24 protein-coding genes and 1 pseudogene are annotated in these 23,577 nt (G+C 72.5%); 19 read left to right on the top strand and 6 right to left on the bottom strand.

Annotated elements, in window-relative coordinates; genetic code table 11:
* Position 1 precedes the first annotated feature (1 nt).
* The gene (prpB, locus tag QWZ14_RS05325; RefSeq protein WP_290315560.1) at positions 2–940 is read right to left on the bottom strand and encodes a methylisocitrate lyase; all 939 of its coding nucleotides are present in this window, start codon (positions 938–940) and stop codon (positions 2–4) included.
* 444 nt (positions 941–1,384) lie between these two features.
* Here prpB and QWZ14_RS05320 point away from each other — a divergent pair, with 444 nt between their 5' ends.
* From QWZ14_RS05320 to QWZ14_RS05295, 6 genes are read left to right on the top strand one after another with little or no spacing between them, the layout of a single operon-like run.
* A complete protein-coding gene (locus tag QWZ14_RS05320; RefSeq protein ID WP_290315558.1) occupies positions 1,385–2,179 on the top strand; it encodes a CoxG family protein in 795 nt (264 codons plus the stop codon).
* Positions 2,176–3,081 (top strand): AAA family ATPase, encoded by a 906-nt coding sequence (locus QWZ14_RS05315; RefSeq protein ID WP_290315556.1) that lies wholly within the window; start codon positions 2,176–2,178, stop codon positions 3,079–3,081. The genes QWZ14_RS05320 and QWZ14_RS05315 overlap by 4 nt, the downstream gene beginning before the upstream one ends.
* Before the next feature lie 5 nt (positions 3,082–3,086).
* Complete coding sequence (locus tag QWZ14_RS05310; protein WP_290315654.1) at positions 3,087–4,319, top strand: vWA domain-containing protein; 1,233 nt, start codon at positions 3,087–3,089, stop codon at positions 4,317–4,319.
* Positions 4,316–4,636, top strand: a complete 321-nt coding sequence (locus QWZ14_RS05305; protein WP_290315554.1) for an XdhC family protein — start codon at positions 4,316–4,318, stop codon at positions 4,634–4,636. The genes QWZ14_RS05310 and QWZ14_RS05305 overlap by 4 nt, the downstream gene beginning before the upstream one ends.
* Positions 4,633–5,349 (top strand): XdhC family protein, encoded by a 717-nt coding sequence (locus QWZ14_RS05300; RefSeq protein ID WP_290315552.1) that lies wholly within the window; start codon positions 4,633–4,635, stop codon positions 5,347–5,349. The genes QWZ14_RS05305 and QWZ14_RS05300 overlap by 4 nt, the downstream gene beginning before the upstream one ends.
* On the top strand, positions 5,346–7,007 hold the full coding sequence (locus QWZ14_RS05295; protein WP_290315550.1) for a molybdopterin-binding/glycosyltransferase family 2 protein: 1,662 nt from the start codon (positions 5,346–5,348) through the stop codon (positions 7,005–7,007). The genes QWZ14_RS05300 and QWZ14_RS05295 overlap by 4 nt, the downstream gene beginning before the upstream one ends.
* Here QWZ14_RS05295 and QWZ14_RS05290 read toward each other — a convergent pair.
* The gene (locus tag QWZ14_RS05290; RefSeq protein ID WP_290315548.1) at positions 7,000–8,286 is read right to left on the bottom strand and encodes an amidase; all 1,287 of its coding nucleotides are present in this window, start codon (positions 8,284–8,286) and stop codon (positions 7,000–7,002) included. The two genes, QWZ14_RS05295 and QWZ14_RS05290, sit on opposite strands and share 8 nt — an antisense overlap.
* A 62-nt stretch (positions 8,287–8,348) precedes the next feature.
* Between QWZ14_RS05290 and QWZ14_RS05285 the strand changes: the two genes are divergently transcribed.
* The 13 genes from QWZ14_RS05285 to QWZ14_RS05225 all read left to right on the top strand — a co-directional run bounded on the left by QWZ14_RS05285 (position 8,349) and on the right by QWZ14_RS05225 (position 20,639).
* On the top strand, positions 8,349–8,900 hold the full coding sequence (locus QWZ14_RS05285) for a hypothetical protein (protein WP_290315547.1): 552 nt from the start codon (positions 8,349–8,351) through the stop codon (positions 8,898–8,900).
* An 11-nt stretch (positions 8,901–8,911) separates the two neighbouring features.
* Positions 8,912–9,310, top strand: a complete 399-nt coding sequence (locus QWZ14_RS05280; protein ID WP_290315544.1) for a hypothetical protein — start codon at positions 8,912–8,914, stop codon at positions 9,308–9,310.
* Between the two features lie 15 nt (positions 9,311–9,325).
* Entirely contained in the window at positions 9,326–10,588 is a 1,263-nt protein-coding gene (locus QWZ14_RS05275) for an MFS transporter (RefSeq protein WP_290315542.1), read from the top strand.
* A gap of 23 nt (positions 10,589–10,611) precedes the next feature.
* Positions 10,612–11,748: an alpha/beta fold hydrolase gene (locus QWZ14_RS05270; protein ID WP_290315539.1), complete on the top strand. Its 1,137-nt coding sequence runs from the start codon at positions 10,612–10,614 to the stop codon at positions 11,746–11,748.
* 152 nt (positions 11,749–11,900) lie between these two features.
* The gene (locus QWZ14_RS05265) at positions 11,901–12,794 is read left to right on the top strand and encodes a M10 family metallopeptidase C-terminal domain-containing protein (protein WP_290315537.1); all 894 of its coding nucleotides are present in this window, start codon (positions 11,901–11,903) and stop codon (positions 12,792–12,794) included.
* A 71-nt stretch (positions 12,795–12,865) separates the two neighbouring features.
* Entirely contained in the window at positions 12,866–13,840 is a 975-nt protein-coding gene (locus QWZ14_RS05260; RefSeq protein WP_290315535.1) for a Gfo/Idh/MocA family protein, read from the top strand.
* A gap of 96 nt (positions 13,841–13,936) precedes the next feature.
* Complete coding sequence (locus tag QWZ14_RS05255; RefSeq protein WP_290315533.1) at positions 13,937–14,287, top strand: RidA family protein; 351 nt, start codon at positions 13,937–13,939, stop codon at positions 14,285–14,287.
* Between the two features lie 544 nt (positions 14,288–14,831).
* Entirely contained in the window at positions 14,832–15,419 is a 588-nt protein-coding gene (locus QWZ14_RS05250; protein WP_290315531.1) for a CHAP domain-containing protein, read from the top strand.
* 47 nt (positions 15,420–15,466) lie between these two features.
* A complete protein-coding gene (locus tag QWZ14_RS05245; protein WP_290315528.1) occupies positions 15,467–16,168 on the top strand; it encodes a DUF1028 domain-containing protein in 702 nt (233 codons plus the stop codon).
* Positions 16,165–17,136 (top strand): ABC transporter ATP-binding protein, encoded by a 972-nt coding sequence (locus QWZ14_RS05240; RefSeq protein WP_377750143.1) that lies wholly within the window; start codon positions 16,165–16,167, stop codon positions 17,134–17,136. Before QWZ14_RS05245 ends, QWZ14_RS05240 begins: the two co-directional genes overlap by 4 nt.
* Positions 17,133–18,176 (top strand): ABC transporter ATP-binding protein, encoded by a 1,044-nt coding sequence (locus QWZ14_RS05235; RefSeq protein ID WP_290315525.1) that lies wholly within the window; start codon positions 17,133–17,135, stop codon positions 18,174–18,176. Before QWZ14_RS05240 ends, QWZ14_RS05235 begins: the two co-directional genes overlap by 4 nt.
* Positions 18,173–19,690 (top strand): ABC transporter substrate-binding protein, encoded by a 1,518-nt coding sequence (locus QWZ14_RS05230; protein WP_290315523.1) that lies wholly within the window; start codon positions 18,173–18,175, stop codon positions 19,688–19,690. Before QWZ14_RS05235 ends, QWZ14_RS05230 begins: the two co-directional genes overlap by 4 nt.
* Position 19,691: 1 nt before the next feature.
* Positions 19,692–20,639: an ABC transporter permease gene (locus QWZ14_RS05225; protein ID WP_290315521.1), complete on the top strand. Its 948-nt coding sequence runs from the start codon at positions 19,692–19,694 to the stop codon at positions 20,637–20,639.
* A 27-nt stretch (positions 20,640–20,666) separates the two neighbouring features.
* Here QWZ14_RS05225 and QWZ14_RS05220 read toward each other — a convergent pair whose 3' ends face one another.
* The 4 genes and pseudogenes from QWZ14_RS05220 to QWZ14_RS05205 all read right to left on the bottom strand — a co-directional run.
* Positions 20,667–21,668: a KpsF/GutQ family sugar-phosphate isomerase gene (locus tag QWZ14_RS05220; protein WP_290315519.1), complete on the bottom strand. Its 1,002-nt coding sequence runs from the start codon at positions 21,666–21,668 to the stop codon at positions 20,667–20,669.
* A complete protein-coding gene (locus QWZ14_RS05215; protein ID WP_290315517.1) occupies positions 21,665–22,393 on the bottom strand; it encodes a 3-deoxy-manno-octulosonate cytidylyltransferase in 729 nt (242 codons plus the stop codon). Before QWZ14_RS05215 ends, QWZ14_RS05220 begins: the two co-directional genes overlap by 4 nt.
* The gene (kdsA, locus tag QWZ14_RS05210; protein WP_290315515.1) at positions 22,390–23,232 is read right to left on the bottom strand and encodes a 3-deoxy-8-phosphooctulonate synthase; all 843 of its coding nucleotides are present in this window, start codon (positions 23,230–23,232) and stop codon (positions 22,390–22,392) included. Before kdsA ends, QWZ14_RS05215 begins: the two co-directional genes overlap by 4 nt.
* Positions 23,233–23,318: 86 nt before the next feature.
* Positions 23,319–23,577 (bottom strand): annotated as a pseudogene (locus tag QWZ14_RS05205) (glucose-1-phosphate thymidylyltransferase RfbA); the annotation flags it as partial.

Genomic DNA, 23,577 nt, shown 5'->3' with positions numbered 1-23,577 from the left:
GTCAGCCCCGCTGCGGCATCGCCTGCGGCACGATGGTGGCGATGAGGCTGGTATCCAGCGCCTCATAGGCATGCAGGCCGATGGTGTCGTAGAGCTCGGCCCGGGTCTGCATCCGGTCGACCAGCTTGTGCGTCCCGCCATTCTGCTTGATGGAGACGAAGAGTTCCTCCATCGCCTTGTTGGCGACGCGGGCGGCGGAGACCGGCCAGATCACCATCTGGTAGCCCATCGCCTGGAATTCCTCCGCCGTGTAGAAGGGCGTGCGGCCGAACTCGGTCATGTTCGCCAGCAGCTTCACCTCCGGGTAGCCCTCGGCGCGGATGCGGCGGGAGAACTCCGAGAACATCTCACGGTTGTTGAGCGCCTCGGGGAAGATCGCGTCGGCGCCGCTGTCGAGGTAGAGCTTGGCCCGGGCCAGGGCGCCGTCCATGCCCTCGCTGGCGGCGGCATCGGTGCGGGCGATGATGAAGAGGTGCCGGCGGGCCTTCCGCGCGGCGGCGACCTTGGCCGCCATGTCGTGCGCATCGGCGATCTTCTTGTCGTTCAGGTGGCCGCATTTCTTCGGCAGCAGCTGGTCCTCGAGATGCACGGCGGCGGCGCCGGCATCCTCGAAGGTGCGGACCATGTGCATGACGTTCAGCGCCTCGCCATAGCCGGTGTCGCCATCGACCAGCAGCGGCAGGGCGGTGGCGCGGGCGATCTGGCGGATGTGGAAGGCGACCTCGTCCACCGTGATCATGCCGAGGTCGGGGATGCCCATCGACAGCGTCATGGCGGCGCCGGAGAGATACAGCGCCTCGAAGCCGGCCTTCTTCGCCAGCAGCCCGGCCATGCCGTTGTGGGCGCCGGGCATCTGCAGGATGCCGGGGCGTTCCAGCAGCCGGGCGAAGCGCTGGCCCGCGGGTTCCTCGGGGATGTCGGCGCCGATGACGTAGGGCATGGGGAGTTCCTCAGCGGAAGGCGACGGAGGTCGCCAGGATGAAGCCAGGGCTCGGAAAGACAACCACCCCGGCGCAATAGCCGAAGATGCCGGTCCTGCGCACCCCCCGCGCCCCGGGCGCTTCCGGCGTCCTCCGGATGAACCTTTCGCGGCCGCAGCGCGTTGCCTCGGGACAGGGGATCAGCACCATGGCGGCACCCGCGGTGCGCATCAGGCTGGGGCGGACAGGGTGCCGATGGCAAGCAGCAGGACAGCATCGCCGGACAGGCCGGGGGTTCCGCCTCCGGGGACCAGCCGGGTCCGGGCCTGGGCCGCTTCCCAGGCCGCCGCGCCGCCGGTAAAGCCCATCCCCTATGGCCATCCCCTCCGGCGGCACCCCACGCCCGGCCGATTTGAGCCGGTGGCGTTCTGCCGTAAGGTCCCTTGCAAACTCAGGAGCCAAGCATGGAAATGACCGGTGAGCGGCGCATCCCCGCGCCGCGCCAGCAAGTCTGGGAAGCCCTGAACGACCCGCAGTCGCTGCAGGCCGCGATCCCCGGTTGCGAATCCGTCGAACGGGTCGGCGACGACCAGTTCCAGGCCAAGGTGGCGCTGAAGCTCGGGCCGATGTCCGCGAAATTCGGCGGCAAGGTGAAGCTCGAGAATCTCAACCCGCCAGCGAGCTACACCATCACGGGCGAGGGCAACGGCGGCGCCATGGGCTTCGCCAAGGGCGGCGCCGACGTGGCGCTCGAGGAGCTGGGGCCGAACGAGACCCTGCTGACCTACAGCGTGAAGGCGCAGGTCGGCGGCAAGATGGCCCAGCTCGGCGGCCGGCTGATCGACAGCACCGCCAAGCAGATGGCCGACCAGTTCTTCAACCGCTTCGCCGCGGGGCTCACCCCGGCGCCGGCCGAGGAGCTGGTCGCGGCGGAGGCGCCGGCGGCCGAGGGCGCACCGCGCCGGGTGATCACCAGCCCCGCCGCGGCCGGGACCGCGCCGATGGCCGAGGCGGTCGCCGGGACCGATACCGAATACCTCGCCGATGCCGGCGGCCCGGGCCCGCTCACGATGCACGGCGCCGAGGGTCCCAGCGCCTCCGGCGCGCCGGTGTCGCGGCCGAATCCCCGCCCGGTGGACCAGGCCGGGCTGCAGCCGCTGCGGCTGCTGGCCGCCTTCGAGCCCTTCGGACTGCCCCTGCAGTTCTGGGGCGGCGCCGTCATCATGCTGGTGATCCTGGTGCTGTTGTTCCTGTGGTGACCGCGAGCGACCTGCCCACGACGGTCGAGGCAACCCAGCGGCTGCTGGCGGCGGGCGGCTATGTCGCCGACCGCGCGCTGTCGACCACGGTGCATCTTGCCCTCAAGATGGGCCGGCCGCTCTTCCTCGAGGGCGAGCCCGGCATCGGCAAGACCGAGATCGCCAAGGTGCTGGCGGCCGGCCTGCCGCGCCGGTTGGTGCGGCTGCAATGCTACGACGGCATGGACCTCTCGGCCGCGGCCTATGAGTGGAACCATGCCAAGCAGCTCATGGCGATCCGCCTCGCCGAGGTCTCGGGCGGCGGCGCCGACCGCGAGAGCCTGGAGCGCGGCATCTACGACCGCCGCTTCCTGCAGGAGCGCCCGCTGCTGCAGGCGCTGTCGCCCGAGGGCGGCCCCGCGGTCCTGCTGATCGACGAGCTCGACCGCGCCGACGAGCCGTTCGAGGCCTTCCTGCTGGAGATCCTGGCCGATTTCCAGCTGACGATCCCCGAGCTCGGCACCATCAAGGCGGCGACGCCCCCCGTGGTGATCATCACCTCCAACCGCACGCGGGAGGTGCATGACGCCATCCGCCGCCGCTGCCTCTACCACTGGGTGGACTATCCCGATGCGGTGCGGGAACGCGCCATCCTGACCCTGCGCGCGCCGCAGGTGCCGGAGGCGCTCTCGGCCCAGGTCGTCGCCTTCGTGCAGAAGCTGCGCACCGGCGACTACTTCAAGCTGCCCGGCGTCGCCGAGACCATCGACTGGGCCGCGGCGCTGGCTGCGCTCGACGCGCGGGAGCTGGAGCCGGCCGCGGTCGACGAGACGCTGGGCGTGCTGCTGAAGTACCAGGACGACATCGCCAAGCTGCGCGGCGCCGAGGCCGCCCGGCTGGTGGCGGAGACGAAGGCCGCTTGAGCGACATGCCGGCCGATCTCGGGGAGGCGATGGCCCTCGCCACCGCCGGGGAAGGCGCCGGCGGCGGCGCGCTGGCGAGCAACATCCTCGCCTTCGGCCGGCTGCTGCGCCGTACCGGCGTGCCGGTCGGCCCCGCCGAGACCATGGCGGCGATGCAGGCGCTCGCCTTCGTCGAGATCGGCGACCGCCGCCAGGTGCATGCCGCGCTGCGGGGCGTGATGGTGCACCGGCGCGACCAGTTCGAGATCTTCGACCAGGCCTTCCTGCTGTTCTGGCGCGACCCCGAGGCCGGGCGCAACGCTGCCGCCATGGCCATGCTGGACGGCTTCAAAGAGCGCGAGAAGGCGCCCCCCGCCAGCCGCCGCCTGGCCGAGGCGCTGAACCAGCCGAAGCACCCGCCGACCCCGCCGCAGCCGCCGGAGGAGAAGCCCCCCATCGAGGTGGCGCTGACGGTCAGCGACCGCGAACGCCTGCAGGCGATGGATTTCGAGGCCATGTCGGCCGCCGAGATCGCCGCCGCCAAGCAGGAGATCCGCAAGCTGGTGCTGCCGCTGGATGCGAAGCCGACCAGGCGGTTCCGCCACGACCCCTCCGGGCCCGCCACCGATCTGCGCGCCACCCTGCGCGAGAGCCTGCGCACGGGGGGCGAGGTGCTGAGCCTCGAGCGCCGCCGCCGGGTGGAGCGGCCGCCGCCGCTGGTCGCGCTCTGCGACATCTCCGGCAGCATGTCGCGCTATGCCCAGGTGCTGCTGCACTTCCTGCATGCCGTCACCAACGACCGAGACCGCGTCAGCTCCTTCCTCTTCGGCACCCGGCTGACCAACGTCACCCGCCAGCTCAAGAGCCGCGATGCCGAGGTGGCCTTCGAGATGGTCTCGCACGTCGTGCCGGACTGGTCCGGCGGCACCCGGATCGGCGAGAGCCTGGAGCTCTTCAACAAGGAATGGGCGCGCCGCGTGCTCGGCCAGGGCGCGGTGGTGCTGCTGATCACCGACGGCCTCGACCGCGAGGGCGCCAAGGGGCTTGCCGAGGCGACGGAACGGCTGCGACACTCCTGCCGCCGGCTGGTCTGGCTGAACCCCCTGTTGCGCTGGGAGGGGTTCCAGCCCAGATCCCAGGGGATCCGGGCGATGCTGCCGCATGTCGATGAGTTCCGCCCGGTACACAACCTGCAAAGCCTGCGCGCCCTGGTGGCGACGCTGAGCGGGCCGCAGCCCGCGAGGAGACTGGTGGCATGAGCGATTCCGAGGACATCCTGGCGACCGCCGCGACCTGGCGCGCGGCCGGCGAGACCGTGGCGCTGGCGACCGTGGTCGAGACCTGGGGCAGCTCGCCCCGCCCGGCCGGCTCGCGCCTCGCCGTCAGCCTCTCCGGCAAGCTGGCCGGCAGCGTCTCCGGCGGCTGCATCGAGGGCGCGGTCGCCGATGCGGCGAAGCAGACCATGGCGAGCGGCGCGCCGCAGCTGCTCGACTTCGGCATCTCCGACGAGCGGGCCTGGGAAGTCGGCCTCGCCTGCGGCGGCAAGCTGAAGGTCTTCGTGGAGAAGCTGACATGACGCCGGAAGTGCTGGCCGCCCTCGAGGCGGCCAAGGCGGCCAAGCGCCCGGTCGCGCTGCTGACGCGGCTGACCGACGGGGCGCAGCACCTCTTCCCCGGCGCCGGGCTGCCGGCGCCGCTGGCCGAGGCCGCGGCCAAGGCCCTGCGCGAGGATGCCGCGGCCAATGTCACGGCGGATGGCGCCCCCTGGTTCATCCATCCGCACAACCCGCCGCTGCGCCTCATCGTGGTCGGCGCGGTGCATATCGCCCAGGCGCTGGTGCCGATGGCGCAGGAGGTCGGCTTCGCGGTGACGGTGGTCGACCCACGCCGCGCCTGGGCGACGGCCGAGCGCTTCCCCGGCATCACCCTCATCCACGAATGGTCGGACGACGCCGTCGCCGCGCTGGCGCCCGACAGCCGCACCGCCGTCGTGACCCTGACCCATGACCCGAAGCTGGACGACCCCGGCCTCGACGTCGCGCTGAAGTCGGAGTGCTTCTACATCGGCGCGCTCGGCAGCCGCCGCACCCATGCCAAGCGGGTGGCGCGGCTGGCCGAGATGGGCCACGCCGAGGCCAGCATCGGCCGCATCCATGCCCCGGTCGGGCTGAACATCGAGGCGGTGACCGCGCCCGAGATCGCCCTCTCGATCCTGGCCGAGGTCGTCGCCGCCCGGCGCGGCGCGGCGCTCGCCCGGCGCGCCGCGCCCGCCACTGCCGTCGCCGCATGATCTTCGGCCCCACGCCACTCGAGGAAGCCCGCGGCGCCATCCTCGCCCATACCATCCGCCTCACCGGGAAGGTGCTGAAGAAGGGCACCGTCCTGGACCAGCCGGCGATCGCGGCGCTGCAGGCCGGGGGCCATGGCAGCGTCATCGCCGCCCGGATGGAGCCCGGCGACGTGCCGGAGGACGAGGCGGCGGACCGCCTCGCCAATGCGCTCATGGGGCCGCTGCTGGCGCGTTCGCGTGCCTCGACCGGGCGAGTGAACCTCATCGCCGATGCCGCCGGACTGCTGGTGGTCAACCCCGTCACCATCGACCGGCTGAACGCGCTGGACGAATCCCTGACGGTGGCGACGCTCGCCTCCTACGTGCCGGTCTCGGCCAAGGAGATGGTGGCGACCATCAAGGTCATCCCCTTCTCGGTCCCCGGCCCGGTGCTGCAGGTGGCGGAGCTGCAGGCCCGCCAGGGCAGCGCCGCCGGGCGGCCGGCGCTGGCGCTGCATCCCTTCCGGCCGCTGAAGGTCGGGCTGGTGCTGACCGAGCTGCCGGGAATCAAGGAAAGCGTGATGGAGGGCGCCGTCGAGGCGACCCGCAACCGCGTCGAGGGGCTCTGCGGCACCCTGCTGCCGCACGAGCGGGTGCGGCACGAGACGCCGGCCGTCGCCGATGCGCTGAACCGGCTGAAGCGGGCCGGGGCGCAGGTGCTGCTGGTGGCCGGCGCCTCCGCCGTGGTGGACCGCCGCGACGTCGGGCCGGCGGCGATCGTCCGCGCCGGCGGCACCATCGACCATTTCGGCATGCCGGTGGACCCCGGCAACCTGATCTGCCTCGGCCATATCGACGCCATCCCGGCCCTGGTGCTGCCGGGCTGCGCCAAGTCGCCCAAGCTGAACGGCATCGACTGGGTCCTGCAGCGGCTCTTCGCCGGGCTGGCGGTGACGCCGCGCGACGTGATGGCCATGGGCGTCGGCGGGCTGCTGAAGGAGATCGAGGCGCGGCCGCTGCCGCGCGAGCAGGCGGCCAACCAGCCGGCGCCCGCCCAGGCGCCGCGGCGTGGCCGCCGGATCGCCGCGCTGGTGCTGGCCGCCGGCCGCAGCCGGCGGATGGCCCCGCTCAACAAGCTGCTGGTCCAGGACGACCAGGGCGTGCCGATGGTGGTGCGGGTGGTGGACAATGCCCTTGCCTCCCGCGCCCGCCCGGTGGTGGTGGTGACCGGCTACGAGCACGAGCGGGTGGAGCAGGCGCTGTCGGGCCGCCCGGTGATCCTCTCCCATGCCGAGGACTACGCCGAGGGCCTCTCGGCGAGCCTCAAGGCCGGGCTGGCGGCGCTGCCGAAGGACCTCGATGCGGTGGTCATCTGCCTCGGCGACATGCCGCTGGTGGCGGGGCCGATGATCGACCGGTTGATGGCCGCCTTCGACCCCGAGGAGGGCCGCAGCATCGTCATGCCGACCTTCCGCGGCAAGCAGGGCAACCCGATGCTCTGGGCGATGGAGTACCTGCCGGAGATGATGACCATCACCGGCGACGTCGGCGCCCGTCACCTAGCCGGCAAGCACGCCGAGAAGGTGGCCGAGGTCGAGATGGCCGACGACGCGGTGCTGCGGGACTTCGACACCACTGACGCCCTGCGCAAGGCGCCGGGCTTCGCCGGGGTCAGGTAGCGGCCCGCACCCACTCCGCCCAGGCCAGCGCCGCCCTGTCCTGGCCGAAGCCGGTCACGATCTGCGCCCCGAGCGGCAGGCCCAGCGGCCCCGTCGCGACCGGCACCGTCACGCAGGGCACGTGCAGCAGGGTCCAGAGCGAGTTGAAGGCGGGGTCGCCGGTCGCGCCCAGCCCCTCCGGCGCCTCGCCCGGCGCGCTCGGCGTCAGGATCGCATCGACGCCGGCCACCACATCGGCGAAGGCCGCCCGCGCCGCGGCGAAGGCCAGCCGCCCGGCCTCCTTCGCCGCGCGCGGCAGGTCGCGGCCCCATGCCATCCGCTCCCGCAGCCCGGCCGAAAGAAGCGCCGCGGCATGGTCCAGCTCCCAGGCCAGCGCCTCCGAGGATTCGCCGTTCATGACCGCGCCATGCGCCGCCAGCCCGGCGGTGACGGCAGCCGGCATCTCGAGCGGCACGATCTCGGCCCCCGCCCGCGCCGCGGCGGCGGCGACGCGCTCGATCGCCGCCCGCGTCTCGGGCGCCGCCTGGTCGGCAGTCGGGCCCCAGCAGAGGCCGAGCCGCGGCGCCCGGCCCGGTTTGGCCTCCGGGTCGCCGTAGTCGCCGCCGGTCAGCCCGGCCATCACCAGCGCCGCATCGCCGACGGTCCCGGTGATGACCCCGACGGTGTCGAGCGACTCGGACATCACCTTCATCCCGGCCCGGTGCAGCGTGCCGAAGCTCGGCTTGAAGCCGACCGCGCCGCAATAGGCGGCGGGGCGGATGATGCTGCCCGCCGTCTGGGTGCCGAAGCCGGCGTGAAAGAAGCCCGCCGCGGCGCCTGCCGCCGAGCCGGAGGAGGAGCCGCCCGGGGTATGCCCGGGGTTGTGCGGGTTGCTGGTCGGCCCGGGGTGCCGGGTGGCGAACTCGGTGGTGACGGTCTTGCCGAGGATGACGGCGCCGGCCCGCCGGGCCAGCGCCACGCAGGCGGCATCCGAGCGCGGCCGATGCCCGGCCCAGATCGCCGAGCCGTACTGCGAGGGCATGTCGGCGGTGTCCAGCACGTCCTTCACGCCGAAGGCCAGGCCCTGCAGCGGCCCGGCCCGGCCGGCGGCGGCGGCGGCATCCGCCGCCGCGGCGGCACGCATGGCCTGCGCCGGATCGAGGTGGACGAAGGCCCGCACCACCCCCTCCCGGGCGGCGATGCGCGCGAGCAGCGCCTCGCACAGGGCGGAGGCGGAGAGGCTGCCGGCGCGGAGGCGGCGGGCGGCTTCGGTGGCGGTCAGGGTGCTGGGATCGCTCATGCGGGGAAGCTTACGCCGGCGACCCGCTGGCGCCAGCCCCGCACCGGCCCCACATTGCCCCGATGCCGCACTCGATCCGCGTGGCCCGGGCGCCCGACGGCGCCCTGACCTACGCCATCCCCCTCCCCCCCGAGCAGCTCCCGGCGGTGCTGCCGCGCCAGCTGCTGGCCGCCTGGGAGCTGGCGCGGGACGCCGCGGACCGGCGGGAATGGGGGACGCGGCGGGTGCTGCTGTTCCCCCATCCGGCCGGCGGGCCGGAGGGTGCCGCGACCGAGCTCGCCATCGCCGACCGCGATGCCGGCGCCTGGGCCGAGGCGATCGATGCCGCTATCGGCCTCGATACCCTGGCCGGGCTCAGCCTCTGCCTCCGCCTGCTGGCGCTGGTCGAGGTGCTGGGCCGGGCGCGCTGGCTGGCCGCGCTGTTCAACGTGACGCCGGCCGGCATCGAGTTGCATCCCAGCCTGCTCTCGGCCGCCGCCGCCATGCCGCTGGATGCGGCGGCGCGGTTCGACGAAACCGGATTGCACAGGCTATTGTCGCGGCCGCTGCCCTCGGGTGGCTCCTCCCGTAGCCTGGGCGATGCCCCGGGCGGTACCTTGGGCCGCACCGCATGACGAGAACCCGCATGAACCGCATTGTCGTCCTGGGCCTGCTGGCAACCGGCCTCCTCGGCTGCGCCGGTCCCGAACCGCTGCCGCCCAACGCCGGGACGCCGTCGCCACGGGCGGCGATGCCGGCATCCCGGCCCTCCCCCGGCCAGGTCTTCACCGCCCCGGCGCCGAGCCAGGCGGTGCGCGACCAGGCGGCGCTCGCCGCCGGCTGCCGCGCCGATGCCGACCGCATCGTCACCACCCGCGACCGCGGCCAGCTGATGCGCGAGGACGAGCGCGACGCCCGGGTCGGCACCGATGCCAGCATCTATGCCCGGCGCGGCGAGACCGACCGGCTCGGCCGCATCTACGAGCGCGACCGGATTGCCGAGGATTGCGTGCAGCAGAACACCCAGACCCCGCCGCGCCGCTAGCCGGGTCGCCGGGCCGTGGCATTCCGCGGCCTGGCCGCCTTCGGCGCGCTCGGCCGGGCGCTGTCGCACCGCGACGCCAGGCTGTTCTTCGCCGCTTCCCTCACCTCCTGGACCGGGCTCTGGGTCCACCGCATCGCGGTGACCTGGCTGGCCTGGGAAATGACGAGAAGCGCCTTCTGGGTCGGCATGGTCGCCTTCTGCGACCTCGCCCCCGCGGTCATCTTCAGCCCGATCGCCGGCGCCGTCGCCGACCGGATGGACCGGGTCAAGCTGACCATGGCCTCGCAGGCGGTGATTGCCACCGAGGCGGCGACGGTCGGCCTGCTGATCGCCACCGGGAATCTCACCATCGGCCTGCTGCTGACGCTCGAGATGTGCAGCGGCATCGCCTCCTCCTTCGCCCAGCCGGCGCGGCAATCCCTCATGCCGGGGCTGGTGCCGCGCACCGACCTGCCGGCCGCCGTCGCCTGCAATTCGCTCTGCTTCAACGTCGCCCGCTTCATCGGCCCGGCCATCGCCGGCCCGCTGATCGCCTTCGGCGGCGTCGCCCCGGCGGTCTTCCTCAACAGCGCCGCCTACCTGATCGCCACCTTCACCATGCCCATGCTGCGGGTGGCGGCCGAGGCGCGGCGCGGCCATGCGCCGGAGCGCAGCATCTGGGCCGATGCGGTGGCCGGCTTCCGCTACGCCGGGAGCCATCCGGGGATCGGTCCGCTGCTCGGCTTCGCCGCCGTCGCCTCCATCCTGATGCGCGGGGTGCAGGAGATCCTGCCGCCCTTCGTCGAGCGGCTGTTCTCCCGCGGCCCCGACGGGCTGGCGCTGCTGACCGCCAGCATCGGCATCGGCGCGCTCTTCTCCGGGCTCTGGGTCGCCAGCCGCGGCCGGCTGACCGGGGCGGTGGCGCTGGCGGTCGGCGCGGTGGGCTGCCAGGCGATCTTCACCATCGGCTTCGTCGCCACCTCCTGGTTCCCGCTGGCGCTCGCCTGCGCCATGCTGATGGGCGCGGCGGGGTCGGTGCATGGCATCTCGACCCAGACCCTGGTGCAGAATGCCGCCGATCCCGCCATGCGCGGCCGGGTGCTGAGCCTTTGGGGCATGATCACCCGCGCCTGCCCGGCCAGCGGCGCCCTGGCGCTCGGCACCGCCGGGGAGTTCCTCGGGCTGCGGCTGCCGACCATCCTGGCGATGCTGGCCTCGCTGCTGGTGGTCGCCTGGGGCTTGAAGCGGCTGCCGGTGATGGTGGCGGTGCTGGAAGGGCGGCGCGAGACCGCCGGCTGAGACCATCCACAAGGGAGAGAACCATGTCCGACCTGCCTCCGCTCGAGACCGGCGTGACCGGCATCCGGTCCCGCTTCGTCGAGGACATCAACGGCCTGCGCATGCATGTGCTGGAGGCCGGCACGGCGGGCCGGCCCTGCCTGCTGCTGCTGCACGGCTTCCCCGAGCTGGCCTATTCCTGGCGCAAGGTGATGCCGGCGCTGGCCGCGGCCGGCTACCACGTGGTGGCCCCCGACCAGCGCGGCTACGGCCGCACCACCGGCTGGAGCGCCGACTACGACGGCGACCTCGCGCCCTTCCGCATGCTGAACCTGGCGCGCGACGCGGTCGGGCTGCTGGCGGCGCTCGGGCTGCGCTCGGTCGAGGCGGTGGTGGGGCACGACTTCGGCGCCTCGGTCGCCGCCTGGTGCGCGCTGGTCCGGCCGGACATCTTCCGCCGCGTCGCGCTGATGAGCGCGCCCTTCGCCGGGGTGCCGCCGCTGCCGCTGGGCCCGCAGAAGCCGGTGCCGAAGCCCGATATCCATGCCGCGCTGGCGACGCTGCCGCGGCCGCGCAAGCACTACCAGTGGTACTACTCGACCCGCCCGGCCAATGCCGAGATGCAGCAGGCCCCGCAGGGGCTGCACGCCTTCCTCCGCGCCTACTACCACGTGAAAAGCGCGGACTGGGCGCCGAACGCGCCGCATCGCCTGCCCGGCTGGACCGCCGAGGCGCTGGCCGAGCTGCCCGGCTACTACATCATGGACCTCGGGCTCGACATGGCGGCGCAGGTCGCCCCGGACATGCCGGACGCGGCGGCGATCGCCGCCAATGCCTGGCTGCCGGAGGCGGAGCTGGCGGTCTATGCCGGCGAGTATGCCCGCACCGGCTTCCAGGGCGGGCTGCAATGGTACCGCTGCCGGACCTCGGGGCTGTTCGAGGCGGAGACCCAGCTCTTCGCCGGCCGCAGCATCGACGTGCCCGCGGTCTTCGTCTCCGGCGCCAGCGACTGGGGGGTGTACCAGACCCCCGGCGCGGTGGAGCGGATGCGGGACGAGGCCTGCAGCCGCATGCTCGGCTGCCACCTGATCCCGGGTGCCGGGCATTGGGTGCAGCAGGAGCAGCCTGCCGAGGTGACGCGGCGGCTGCTGGAATTCCTGGCGGCCTCGCCGGGCGCCTGACCGGGTCCGGCGGCCGCGCTCGCTCTCGGGAACGTCATCGACATATCGTATACAGAAACGGGAGCGATGCGGCAGGATCATCCCGCCCAGGTTTCAGCGCCGCGCCGCGCCGCGATCGGACGAGGCACCCGTGGTGATTGCAGGAGACCCCCATGTCGACGGTTCCGAACGAAAGCTGGACCTTTGCGCTCGATGACTACGTCATCCAGCATCAGGGCATCCGTGCCATCGACCTGGATGTCTCCTACGACTACCGGCCGGGCATCGGCCTGGGCGATCCGCGCGAGTATCCGAACTTCGTCCCGGTGGCGAATTTCGTGAACGACTTCCTGGTCAACTACCCCAACGAGACGGATTTCTGGGAGATCCTGAACCGCAAGCTGGTCGGCGCCCTGCTGACCGAGGCGATCCCGACGCCCTACGGCATCGACTACCAGCTGGCCGAGGCGGTGGAGAACGTCACCGTCACCCTCACCGTCCACCCCTATACCCTCGTGCCCTATTCCCGCGCCTCGACGGTCGAGCAGGAGGTCATGGTCGGCACGACCAAGGCGGACCGTCTCGACGGCGGGGTCTATCGCGACGCGATGCGCGGCGAGGCCGGCCGGGACACGCTGCACGGCGGCGGGGACGACGACTACCTCAGCGGCGGCCTCGGCAAGGACCGGCTCTTCGGCGACGGCGGCGACGACGCCCTGGTCGGCGGCGCCGGCGCGGATGCGCTGACCGGCGGCGCCGGTGCCGACCGCTTCGTCTACAACGCCGTCGGCGATTCCTCGCGGGCCGGCGGCGTCGACCGGATCCTCGACTTCAGCCGTGCCGAGGGCGACCTGATCGACCTCCGGCAGATCGACGCCATCCCCGGCACCGGCAATGATGCCTTCAGCCTGGTCACCGCCTTCAGCGGCCAGGCCGGGCAGCTCATGCTGCGCGAGACCGGGGCCGGCATCGCGATGCAGGGCGACGCGGATGGCGACGGCATGGTCGACCTGATGATCATGGTGGTGGGCGTCACCGCGCTCGAGGCGGGCGACTTCGTCCTCTGAGGCGGGGCTGAGGCTTCCTGAAGCGGGGGCGGGCGGCTAGGCTGCCCGGCCTCCCTTCAGGACTCCGAGCAATGTTGAAGACAGCCGTCGTGGGCATGGGCCGCTGGGGTCGCGTGCTGGTCGAGAGCGTGCAGGGCAGAAACGATGCCGGCCTTCGCTTCGTCGCGGGCAGCACCGGCACGCCGGCCAAGGCGGTGGACTGGGCGGCGCAGCAGGGCATCCGCCTGCACCCGAACTACGAGGCCGTGCTGGCGGACCCCGAGGTGCAGGCGGTGGCCCTCGCCACCCCGCACCAGCAGCACGCCGAGCAGGTCATCGCCGCCGCCGCCCTCGGCAAGCATGTCTTCGTCGAGAAGCCCTTCACCCTGTCCAAGGCCAGCGCCGAGGCGGCGGTCGCCGCCTGCGCCAAGGCCGGGGTGGTCCTCGCGCTCGGCCACAACCGCCGCTTCCTGCCGGCGACGGCCGTCATGAAGCAGATGCTGGCCGAGGACGCCCTCGGCACCGTGCTGCATGCCGAGGGCCATATCAGCGGCCCGGCCGCGGCGGCGTGGAAGGCGGGGATGTGGCGTGCCGACCGGGCGGAGAGCCCGCTCGGCGGCATGGGTGGCATGGGCATCCACATGGTCGACATGCTGATCAACCTGATGGGTCCCTTCGCCTCGGTGACCGTGCAGTCCTTCCCCCGCGTCTCCCCGCACGTGGACGACACCACGGCGATGCTGGCCCGCTTCGCCTCGGGCGCGACCTGCAACTTCGCCACCCTCTCGCTGGCGCCCCAGGCCTGGCGCGTCGCGCTCTTCGGCACCCGGGCCTCGCTCGAGATGCGCGGGCAGCAGCAGCTGGTCTTCACCCCGGTGCAGGGCGAGGGCTGGACCCGCGACTTCCCGAAATTCGACATCGAGGCGGCCGAGCTGGAAGCCTTCGCCGCGGCGGTCGCCGGCGGCCCGGCCTATCCGCTGCCACTGGCCGAGGCGATCCACGGCGTCTCGGTCTTCGAGACCATGATCGGCGCCGCCGCCTCCGGCAGCACCTATTCGGTGCCCTGAGCCGGGCCGGCGGCGCCGCCCGCGCCCATGCCCCGGGTTCCCACCCGGGGCGATGGCGGGCTAGAACCCCTCATCCGCAACGGAGGGGTCCCGCCCATGTCCAAGATCACCCGCCAGGGCAGCAATGCCATCCTGTCGTCCGCCGTCGAGTACCACAACTTCGTCTTCCTCGCCGGCATGACCGCCGACGACCTCTCGCTCGACATCACCGGCCAGACCAAGCAGGTGGTCGCCAAGATCACCGCCGCGCTCGAGGCCAATGGCACCGACAACACCCGGCTGCTCAACGCGCAGATCTGGCTGAAGGACATCCGCGACCGCGATGCGATGAACAAGGTCTGGGTCGAGTGGCTGGGCGATGCCGGCCGGCCGGCCCGGGCCTGCGTCGAGGCCAACATGGCCGACCCGCGGCACCTGGTGGAGATCATGGTGAATGCCTGCCGCTGAGGTGGCCTTCATGACCCATGGTTGAATTGATCCGACCCAAGCTAATTTTGGGTTGGAATCAACGGGTTGGAATCGATGCGACAAAGGCGGCCTCCGCAAGGGTGCCCCCTTTTTCATGACCGTGACACTTCCGCCACCACACTGTGGCTGGTTTCTTTTTTGCGACGCATCCTAGGACTATTCTCCCTTCGGAGATGAGTACCGGGCGCGGCAACAAGAAAATCACCGCAGATTTCGCGGTATTACACCGGCAGCGGTTGCCCCCTCCAGTTCCCCAAGATAACCAAACCGTGTCGCTTAGGTTTCACGGCCTCGCGAACGCGGTTGGCGCGTGCAGGGGATTGGTATGCGGATGCATAGGACTGGCTGGATCATCTGTGCAGCGCTCGGTGCGGTCGCGGCGTCGGGGGACGCGCGTGCGGCATGGCCGGAGCAGGCACAGGCCGCCAGTCCCGGACCCGATGCGGCCCAGCAGCCGGTGGCGACGCCGGAGCGCGCCCCGGTGCGGCGTTTTGCGGGCCGCACCGTCCCTCAGGGCCAGCGCATGGCTTCGGTCCCGGCCGCCGCCAGCGGCGGCATCTCCTGCGTACCCTATGCCCGCGCCGTCACCGGCATGCAGGTCACCGGCAACGGCGGCGACTGGTGGGGCAATGCCGCCGGCCGCTACGACCGCGGCCAGCGCCCGGAAGCCGGCGCGGTCATGGCCTTCCGCGCAAATAGCGGCATGACCCGCGGCCATGTCGCCGTGGTCCGCCAGGTGCTGAACCCGCGCGAGGTGCTGATCGACCACGCCAATTGGGGCGGCCCCGGCATCCGCCGCGGCAGCGTCATGCAGAACGTGACGGTCGTGGATGTCTCCGCCCGCAACGACTGGTCGGCGGTGAAGGTCCAGTCCGGCTATTCCAAGGAGGCCTTCGGCCGCACCTACCCGACCTACGGCTTCATCTACAACCGGCCGGACGATGCCGGGACCGCCGGCACCGCCTATGCCAGCCAGCAGCAGCGCCGCGCCGTGCGCTACGAGCAGGTCGCCGACGCGCCGGACTCTGCCTCGCCGCGCGGCTATGCGCTGCAGGGCCTGGCGCCGATGACTGCGGCGCAGGCAGTGAGCTACCAGCCCCGCCCACGCTGACCCGCAAGGGGTCTTGCGCCGCGCCGCCGACATGGCAGTACTGCGGCATGACATGGTCGATCCTCGCGCGTGACGCCGCCACCGGCGAACTCGGCGTCGCCGTCGCCACCCGCTTCTTCGCGGTGGGCGCGGTCTGCCCCCGGATCGAGGGCGAGGTCGGCGCCGTCGCCACCCAGGCCCTGGTCAATCCGATGCTCGGCCTGCGCGGCCTCGAGCGGCTGCGTGCCGGCGAGGCGCCGGAGGCGGCGCTCGCCGCGCTGATCGCCGCCGATGCCGGGCGGGACCACCGCCAGCTGCACCTGCTCTCGGCCGGCGGGGCGATCGCCCAGCATACCGGCGCCGCCTGCGTCGACTGGTGCGGCCATGTGGCCGGGCCGGATGTCTCGGTCGCCGGCAACATGCTGGCCGGGCCGCAGGTGGTCCTGGCCACCCGCGATGCCTGGCTGGCCGCGGCCGGGCAGCCCATGGCCGAGCGCCTGCTGGCCGCGCTCGAGGCCGGCGAGGCCGCCGGCGGCGACAGGCGCGGCCGGCAATCCGCCGCGCTGCAGGTCGCCAGCCGTGACCCCTACCCCGACCTCGACATCCGCGTCGACGACCATCCGGACCCGCTGGCCGAGCTGCGCCGCCTGCACGCCGTCGCGGCCCAGCGCTACGTCGGCTTCCGCCGCTTCCTCGCCGGGCGCGACCATCCCGGCGTCTTCGACCGGGCGGTGATCGAGGCCGCGCTGGCGGGGCCGGACGCCGGATGATGCTCGAGGTCCGCGACCTCGCGGTGACCTTCGCCACCGAGCGCGGGCCGCTGCGGGCGGTGGACCGGGTCTCGTTCTCGGTCGCGGCGGGCAAGACGCTCGCGGTGGTGGGCGAGAGCGGCTGCGGCAAGTCGGTGACGGCCCTGGCCATCATGGGGCTGCTGCCGCCGGCGGCGCGGGTCTCGGGCTCCATCCGCCTGCAGGAGCGGGAGATGGCGACCCTGACGCCTGAGGAATGGCGCGGCCGCCGCGGGCGCGAGCTGGCGATGGTCTTCCAGGAACCGATGACCAGCCTCAACCCCGCCTTCACGGCCGGCGAGCAGGTGGCCGAGGTGCTGCGGCTGCACGAGGGCATGGGCGATGCCGCCGCCTTCAAGGCCGCCATCGCCCTGCTCGACCGCGTGCGCATCCCGGAAGCGGCGCGGCGGGCACGGCAGTATCCGCACCAGCTCTCGGGCGGCATGCGGCAGCGGGTGATGATCGCCATGGCGCTGGCCTGCAAGCCGCGGCTGCTGATCGCGGACGAACCCACCACCGCCCTCGACGTGACGGTGCAGGCCCAGATCCTGGCCCTGCTCGATGAGCTGAAGCGGGAGACCGGGACGGCGATCGTGCTCATCACCCACGATCTCGGCGTGGTCGCAGACCATGCCGACGATGTCGTGGTGATGTACGCCGGGCGGGTTGCCGAACGGGCGAAGGCGGCGACGCTGTTTGCCCGGCCGGAGCATCCCTATACCGTCGGCCTGCTCGGCGCGGCGCCGCGGATCGAGGGCGGAGCCGGGCGGCTCGCCAGCATCGAGGGCACGGTGCCCGACCTGCTGAAGCCGCCCGAGGGCTGCCGCTTCGCCCCGCGCTGCCCCTTCCGCGCCGCCGACTGCGCCCGGCAGCCGCCGCTGGCCGAGGTCGCGCCCGGGCATGCGAGCGCCTGCTGGCGCGCGCCTCTCGACCAGGTGCTGGCGGCATGAGCGAGGCGCTGCTGGAGCTGGGCGCGCTGCGCAAGCACTTCCCGGTGCGGGACATGCTGGGGCGCTCGCGCGGCGCGGTGCGCGCGGTGGACGGCGTCTCACTGACCGTGCCGCGCGGCAGCGTGCTCGCCATCGTCGGCGAGAGCGGCTGCGGCAAGTCGACGCTCGGGCGCCTGGCGCTGCGGCTGATCGAGCCAGATGCGGGCAGCATCCGCTTCGAGGGCGAGGATCTCCGGGCCTTGTCCGCCGCCGGCCTCAGGGCGCGGCGGCGGGAGATGCAGCTCATCTTCCAGGATCCCTTCGCCAGCCTCGATCCGCGCATGACGGTGGAGGCGGCGATCGCCGAGCCGCTGCGGCTGCATCGCATCGTGCCGCGCGGCGGCGAGCGGGCGCGGGTCGCCGAACTGCTGGAACGCGTCGGGCTGCGGCCCGAGAGCGCGCGGCGCTGGCCGCATGAATTCTCCGGCGGGCAAAGGCAACGCATCGCCATCGCGCGCGCCTTGGCCAGCGGGCCGAAGCTGATCATCGGCGACGAGCCGGTGAGCGCGCTCGATGTCTCGGTGCAGGCGCAGGTGGTGAACCTGCTGGGCGACCTGATCCGCGACCTCGGCCTGACCTTCGTGCTCATCAGCCACGACCTCGGCGTGGTGCGGCACATCGCCGACCGGGTAGCGGTCATGTACCTCGGGCAGATCGTCGAGGAGGGGCCGGCGGCCCAGGTATTCGCCGCGCCGCGGCATCCCTATACCCGGGCGCTGCTCGCCTCGGTGCCGGGGACCGGCGTGAAGACACTGCCGATCGAGGGCGACGTGCCGAGCCCGATCACGCCGCCGCCGGGCTGCCGCTTCCATACCCGCTGCCCGCATGCCGAGGCGATCTGCCGCGAGCAGGTGCCGCTGCTGGAGGGCTTCGCCCATCGCGCCGCCTGCCACCTGCAGGACCGCCTGCCGCCCGCCCCTGCCCTGCATGAGGCGGATGCGGGCGGTGACCGGCTGCGGCGGCTGCAAGCCTTCTTCACACCGACCGGGGCCCCCGCATGATCCGCAGGACAGTCTTCGCCGCGCTCGCCGCACTTTCCCTGACGGCGGCAGCCCAGGCCCAGGCGCCGAACCAGACCTTGCGCATCGGCTTGCGCGAGGACCCCGACATCCTCGACCCGACCCTGGCGCGGACCTTCGTCGGGCGGATCGTCTTCGCCTCGCTCTGCGACAAGCTCTTCGACATCAACGAGAAGCTGGAGATCGTCCCGCAGCTCGCCACCGGCTATGCCTGGGAAGACCCCAAGACCCTGCGCATCGCCCTGCGGGAGGGCGTGCGCTTCCACGATGGCGAGCCGATGGATGCCGAGGCGGTGCGCTATTCGCTGAACCGGCATTTGACGATGTCCGGCAGCTTCCGCCGCGGCGAGATCGGCATCGCGGAGGCCGTGGAGGTGGTGGATGCGAAGACCATCCGCATCCGGCTGAAGTCGGCCTCCTCCCCCTTCCTGTCGCAGCTGACCGACCGCGCGGGGATGATCGTCAGCCCCAAAGCGGCGGAGGCCGCGGGGCGCAATTTCGGCTCCGCGCCGGTCTGCGCCGGGCCCTACCGCTTCGTCGAGCGGGTGGCGCAGGACCGCATCGTGGTCGAGCGCTTCGCCGGCTACTGGGATGCGGCGCGCATCCACATCCCGCGCATCGTCTTCCAGCCGATCCCGGACAATACGGTGCGGCTCGCCAACCTGCAGTCGGGCGCGCTGGAGATGGTGCAGACCATCGAGCCGGACGATGTGAAGACGGTGGAGCGCAACCGCCGCCTGAAGGTCGTCAGCTACGCCGAGCTGGGCTACCAGAGCATCAGCTACAACCTCGGCAACGGGCCGCGCGCCAATACGCCCTTCGGCCGCGATGCGCGCATCCGCGCCGCCTTCGAGCTGGCGATCGACCGCCAGGCCATCAACCAGGTGGTCTACGAGGGCTTCTACCTCCCGACGGCGCAGCCGGTGCCGCCCGGCAATCCCTATCACGTGCCGGGCTTCCGGCCGGAGGGGCGCGATGTGGCCCGCGCCCGGGCGCTGCTGCGGGAAGCGGGCGTGACCGGACCAGTGCAGGTCGAGATGACCATTCCGAACAATCCGGATCTGCGCCAGGTCGGCGAGGTGATCCAGGCGATGGTGAAGGAGGCGGGCTTCGAGCTGAAGCTGAATGCGATGGAATTCGCCAGCAGCCTGCAGGCGGCGAACCGCGGGGATTTCGAGACCTATCTGGTGGCCTGGTCGGGGCGGGTGGACCCCGATGGCAATATCTGGACCTTCAGCCACAGCGGCGGCGGGCAGAACGACGGGAAGTACAGCAACCCGGAGGTCGACAGGCTGCTGGACGAGGCGCGGGCGGTGACCGACGTGGCGGCGCGGCGGGAGATCTATGCCAAGGTCTGGGAGATCGCGCTGCAGCGGGACCGGCACCGGATGTACCTCTGGCACCGCAAGAACATCGTGGCCCACAGCGCGCGGCTGACCGGCTTCGTGCCGGTGGCCGATGGGCTGATCCGGCCGCAGGACCTCAGGCTCAACTAGGATGGGGATCTGGCTCCTGCGGCGGCTCGGACAGATCATCCCGACGCTGCTCATCCTCTCGGTGCTGATCTTCGGCCTGCAGCAGCTGATGCCGGGCGACCCCGCGCTGATCCTGGCCGGCGAGGAGCGCGGCGACCCTGTCGTGCTGGCGCAGATCCGGGCCGAGCTCTTCCTCGACCGGCCGCTGCCCGAGCAGTACCTGCGCTGGATCAGCCGGGTGGTGCAGGGCGACTTCGGCTTCTCCTGGCGCATCCGGGAGCCGGTGGCGGCGCTGATCCTGACCAAGCTGCCGGTGACCTTCCAGCTGGCGGTGATGGCCTTCCTGATCGCGGTCGTCATCGGCGTGCCGGCCGGCATCGTCTCCGCGGTGAGGCGCGATACGCCGGTGGACTGGGCGGTGAACGGCATGGCGCTGTTCGGAATTTCCACGCCGAATTTCTGGCTCGGCATCATGATGATCCTGCTGTTCAGCGTGGAGCTCGGCTGGCTGCCGCCCTCGGGCTACGTGCCGCTGACCGAGGACCCCTGGCAAAGCCTGGCGACCACCATCATGCCGGCCTTCGTGCTGGGCTCGGGCATCGCCGGCGTGCTGATGCGGCACACGCGGGCGGCGATGCTCGGCGCGCTGGGGCAGGACTACGTGCGGACGGCGCGCGCCAAGGGCCTGGGAGAGCGGGCGGTGGTGGTCAAGCACGCGCTGCGCAACGCGCTGATCCCGGTGGTGACGCTGGGCACCATCGAGTTCGGCCGGCTGCTGGCCGGCGCCGTCCTGACCGAGCAGATCTTCACCATCCCCGGCTTCGGCAAGCTGATCGTCGATGCGGTCTTCAACCGGGACTACCCGGTGGTGCAGGGCGTGGTCATGGCGACGGCGCTGATCTTCGTCACCCTCTCGCTGGTCGCCGATGTGCTCTACATGGCGGTCAACCCCAGGCTGCGGACCGCCTGAGCGGGGCCTGACGGCCGGGCCCCGCCCTCAGGCGACGCCGGCCGAGAGGAGCTGCTGCACATGCAGCACCCCCACCGGCCGGCGGCCCTCCTGCACCACCAGCACGTTGATCTTGCGGGCGTTCATGTCGGCCAGCGCGGCGCTGGCCACCTGGTCCGGCGTGGTGTGCCGCGGCATCGGCGTCATCACCGCCCCGACGCGCTCGCCCAGGATGCCCGGATGCATGTGCCGCCGCAGGTCGCCGTCGGTGACGATGCCGGCGACATCGCCCGCCGCATCCACCACCACGGCGCAGCCGAGGTTGTGGCCGGTCATGGTGATGATGGCCTTGGCCATGTCGTCGTCGGCCCGGACCAGCGGCAGCGCCTCGCCGCCCGCCATTACCTCGCCGACCGTCAGCAGCTGGGCCCCGAGCTTGCCGCCGGGGTGGAAGCGGTGGAACTCGGCCGGGGTGAAGCCGCGGCGCTCGAGCAGCGCCATGGCCAGGGCGTCGCCAAGCGCCATCTGCACCAGGGTGCTGGTGGTCGGCGCCAGCCCATGCGGGCAGGCCTCGATCACCGGCGGCAGGATCAGCGCTATGTCGGCGGCATGGCCCAGCGCGCTCTCGGCCCGGCCGGTGATGGCGATAAGCGTCACCCCGTGCCGGCGGGCATAGTGGATGGTGTCGCGCAGCTCGGCCGTGCCGCCGGACCAGGAGAGCGCCAGGATGACGTCGGCGTCGGTCAGCATGCCGAGGTCGCCGTGGCTGGCCTCGGCCGGGTGCAGGAACAGCGCCGGGGTGCCGGTGGAGGACAGGGTCGCGGCGATCTTGCGGCCGACATGGCCGCTTTTCCCCATGCCGGTGACGACGACCCGGCCGGTCGCGGCGACGATGGTCTCGACCGCGCGGACCAGCGCATCGCCCAGCGGCCCCGCCAGCGCCGTGGCCAGCGCGGCCATGCCGGCCTGGCCGACAGCGACGGTATTGGCGGCGGTCGCGCGGATGCGGCCGGGGCTGATGCGGTCGGGGTCGGTGCGGAGCGGGCTCATGCGGCGAGGATCGCCCGGGCCCGGTCCAGGTCCGCGGGCGTGTCGACGCCGAGGGGGACCACCGCCACCTCCTGCGCATCCACCCGCATCCCCGCCTCGAGCGCCCGCAGTTGCTCGAGCTTCTCCCGCCGCTCCAGCGCCGAGGGCGGCAGCGCGACGAAGCGGGCCAGCGCCTCCCGCCGCCAGGCATAGAGGCCGATGTGATGGTATAGCGGCCCCTCGCCCCAGGGCGCCGTCGCCCGGGTGAAGTAGAGCGCCCGGTGGCGGCCCTGGCCGAGCGGGCTGCCGACCATCTTCACCACCTGGGAGGCGTCGCGCTCCTCCTCCCGCAGGATCTCGGCGACCAGGGTGCCGAGGGCGACGTCGGGGTGGTCCATCAGCGCCGCGGCGGCGCGGATGGCCGCCGGGTCGATGGTCGGCAGGTCGCCCTGGACGTTGAGGATGAGCTGGTGCCGCCCCTCCGGGTCGAGCCGGCCCAGCGCCTCGTGGATGCGGTCGGAGCCGGAGGGGTGGTCCGCCGCGGTCAGCACCGCGATCCCGCCCGCGGCCCGCACCGCATCGGCAATGGCCGGCGTGTCGGTGGCGACGGCGACCGGGCCGATATCGGCCTCCTGCGCCCGGCGGAGCACGTGGACGATCATCGGCTGGCCGTGGATGTCCGCCAGCGGCTTGTCCGGTAGCCGCGTCGCGGCCATCCGGGCGGGGATGAGGACGATCGGGATCATGCGGCGGCGCGGCGCTTGGTCAGGGCGTCGTAGGCCATCAGCTCCTCGATCAGGCCCTGGAAGTCGCGCAGCGGCACCATGTTGGAGCCGTCCGAGGGGGCCTTGTCCGGGTCGGCATGGGTCTCGATGAAGACCCCGGCGACGCCGACCGCGACCGCGGCCCGGGCGAGGACGGGGACGAATTCCCGCTGCCCGCCGGAGGAGGTGCCCTGCCCGCCCGGCTGCTGCACCGAATGGGTCGCATCGAAGATCACCGGCGCGCCCATCGCCGCCAGCACCGGCAGCGCCCGCATGTCGGAGACCAGCGTGTTGTAGCCGAAGGAGACGCCGCGCTCGGTCGCCAGGACGCGGGAATTGCCGGCGCCGGTCACCTTGGCGATGACGTTCGCCATGTCCCAGGGCGCCAGGAACTGGCCCTTCTTGACGTTCACCACCCGCCCGGTGGCGGCGGCGGCGATGAGCAGGTCGGTCTGGCGGCAGAGGAAGGCCGGGATCTGGAGGACGTCCACCGCCTCGGCCACCGGGGCGCATTGGCCGGGCTCATGGACGTCGGTCAGCACCGCCAGGCCGAGGCTCTCGCGGATCTCGGCGAAGACCGGCAGGGAGTGCGCCAGGCCCATGCCGCGGGCGCCGCCGGCGCTGGTGCGGTTGGCCTTGTCGAAGCTCGCCTTGAAGATCAGCCCGAAGCCGAGCCGCTGCGCGATCTCCCGCAGCGCGCTGGCCATTTCCAGCCCATGCGCCCGGCTCTCGAGCTGGCACGGGCCGGCGATGACCGCGAGCGGCAGGCGGTTGCCGATGCGGACCTGGCCGAGGGTGACGACCGGATCGGGGGCGGTCATGATCTGCAAATCCTGAAGGGGTGCGGCATGCCGCCGGTATCCCCCTTCGGCCCGCCCCGATCAAGCGGCCCGATCGGCGGGCGCGGTCAGCCGCCCTGCTGCACCATCAGCTCGAGGTACTGGCCATAGCCGCTTTTCCGCAGGGGGGCGGCCAGCGCCAGCAGCTGCGCATCGTCGATGAAGCCCTTGCGCCAGGCGATCTCCTCCGGCGAGGCAACCTTCTGGCCGGTGCGCTTCTCGATCGCCCGGACGAACTCGCCGGCCTCCAGCATGCTGTCATGGGTGCCGGTATCGAGCCAGGCATATCCGCGGCCGAGCTTGGCGACCCGGAGCGTGCCCTCCTCG

The sequence above is a fragment of the Paeniroseomonas aquatica genome, from assembly GCF_030409335.1.
GTDB lineage: Bacteria > Pseudomonadota > Alphaproteobacteria > Acetobacterales > Acetobacteraceae > Belnapia > Belnapia aquatica.
Note: the sequence above shows the minus strand (reverse complement) of the source record. Positions and strands in the feature narration are given on the sequence as shown.

Coding starts and splice junctions, on each gene's coding strand:
- prpB (WP_290315560.1), bottom strand. CDS start 940: ATGCCCTACGTCATCGGCGCCGACATCCCCGAGGAACCCGCGGGCCAG.
- QWZ14_RS05320 (WP_290315558.1), top strand. CDS start 1,385: ATGGAAATGACCGGTGAGCGGCGCATCCCCGCGCCGCGCCAGCAAGTC.
- QWZ14_RS05310 (WP_290315654.1), top strand. CDS start 3,087: ATGCCGGCCGATCTCGGGGAGGCGATGGCCCTCGCCACCGCCGGGGAA.
- QWZ14_RS05305 (WP_290315554.1), top strand. CDS start 4,316: ATGAGCGATTCCGAGGACATCCTGGCGACCGCCGCGACCTGGCGCGCG.
- QWZ14_RS05300 (WP_290315552.1), top strand. CDS start 4,633: ATGACGCCGGAAGTGCTGGCCGCCCTCGAGGCGGCCAAGGCGGCCAAG.
- QWZ14_RS05295 (WP_290315550.1), top strand. CDS start 5,346: ATGATCTTCGGCCCCACGCCACTCGAGGAAGCCCGCGGCGCCATCCTC.
- QWZ14_RS05290 (WP_290315548.1), bottom strand. CDS start 8,286: ATGAGCGATCCCAGCACCCTGACCGCCACCGAAGCCGCCCGCCGCCTC.
- QWZ14_RS05285 (WP_290315547.1), top strand. CDS start 8,349: ATGCCGCACTCGATCCGCGTGGCCCGGGCGCCCGACGGCGCCCTGACC.
- QWZ14_RS05280 (WP_290315544.1), top strand. CDS start 8,912: ATGAACCGCATTGTCGTCCTGGGCCTGCTGGCAACCGGCCTCCTCGGC.
- QWZ14_RS05270 (WP_290315539.1), top strand. CDS start 10,612: ATGTCCGACCTGCCTCCGCTCGAGACCGGCGTGACCGGCATCCGGTCC.
- QWZ14_RS05265 (WP_290315537.1), top strand. CDS start 11,901: ATGTCGACGGTTCCGAACGAAAGCTGGACCTTTGCGCTCGATGACTAC.
- QWZ14_RS05260 (WP_290315535.1), top strand. CDS start 12,866: ATGTTGAAGACAGCCGTCGTGGGCATGGGCCGCTGGGGTCGCGTGCTG.
- QWZ14_RS05255 (WP_290315533.1), top strand. CDS start 13,937: ATGTCCAAGATCACCCGCCAGGGCAGCAATGCCATCCTGTCGTCCGCC.
- QWZ14_RS05250 (WP_290315531.1), top strand. CDS start 14,832: ATGGCTTCGGTCCCGGCCGCCGCCAGCGGCGGCATCTCCTGCGTACCC.
- QWZ14_RS05245 (WP_290315528.1), top strand. CDS start 15,467: ATGACATGGTCGATCCTCGCGCGTGACGCCGCCACCGGCGAACTCGGC.
- QWZ14_RS05240 (WP_377750143.1), top strand. CDS start 16,165: ATGATGCTCGAGGTCCGCGACCTCGCGGTGACCTTCGCCACCGAGCGC.
- QWZ14_RS05235 (WP_290315525.1), top strand. CDS start 17,133: ATGAGCGAGGCGCTGCTGGAGCTGGGCGCGCTGCGCAAGCACTTCCCG.
- QWZ14_RS05230 (WP_290315523.1), top strand. CDS start 18,173: ATGATCCGCAGGACAGTCTTCGCCGCGCTCGCCGCACTTTCCCTGACG.
- QWZ14_RS05225 (WP_290315521.1), top strand. CDS start 19,692: ATGGGGATCTGGCTCCTGCGGCGGCTCGGACAGATCATCCCGACGCTG.
- QWZ14_RS05220 (WP_290315519.1), bottom strand. CDS start 21,668: ATGAGCCCGCTCCGCACCGACCCCGACCGCATCAGCCCCGGCCGCATC.
- QWZ14_RS05215 (WP_290315517.1), bottom strand. CDS start 22,393: ATGATCCCGATCGTCCTCATCCCCGCCCGGATGGCCGCGACGCGGCTA.
- kdsA (WP_290315515.1), bottom strand. CDS start 23,232: ATGACCGCCCCCGATCCGGTCGTCACCCTCGGCCAGGTCCGCATCGGC.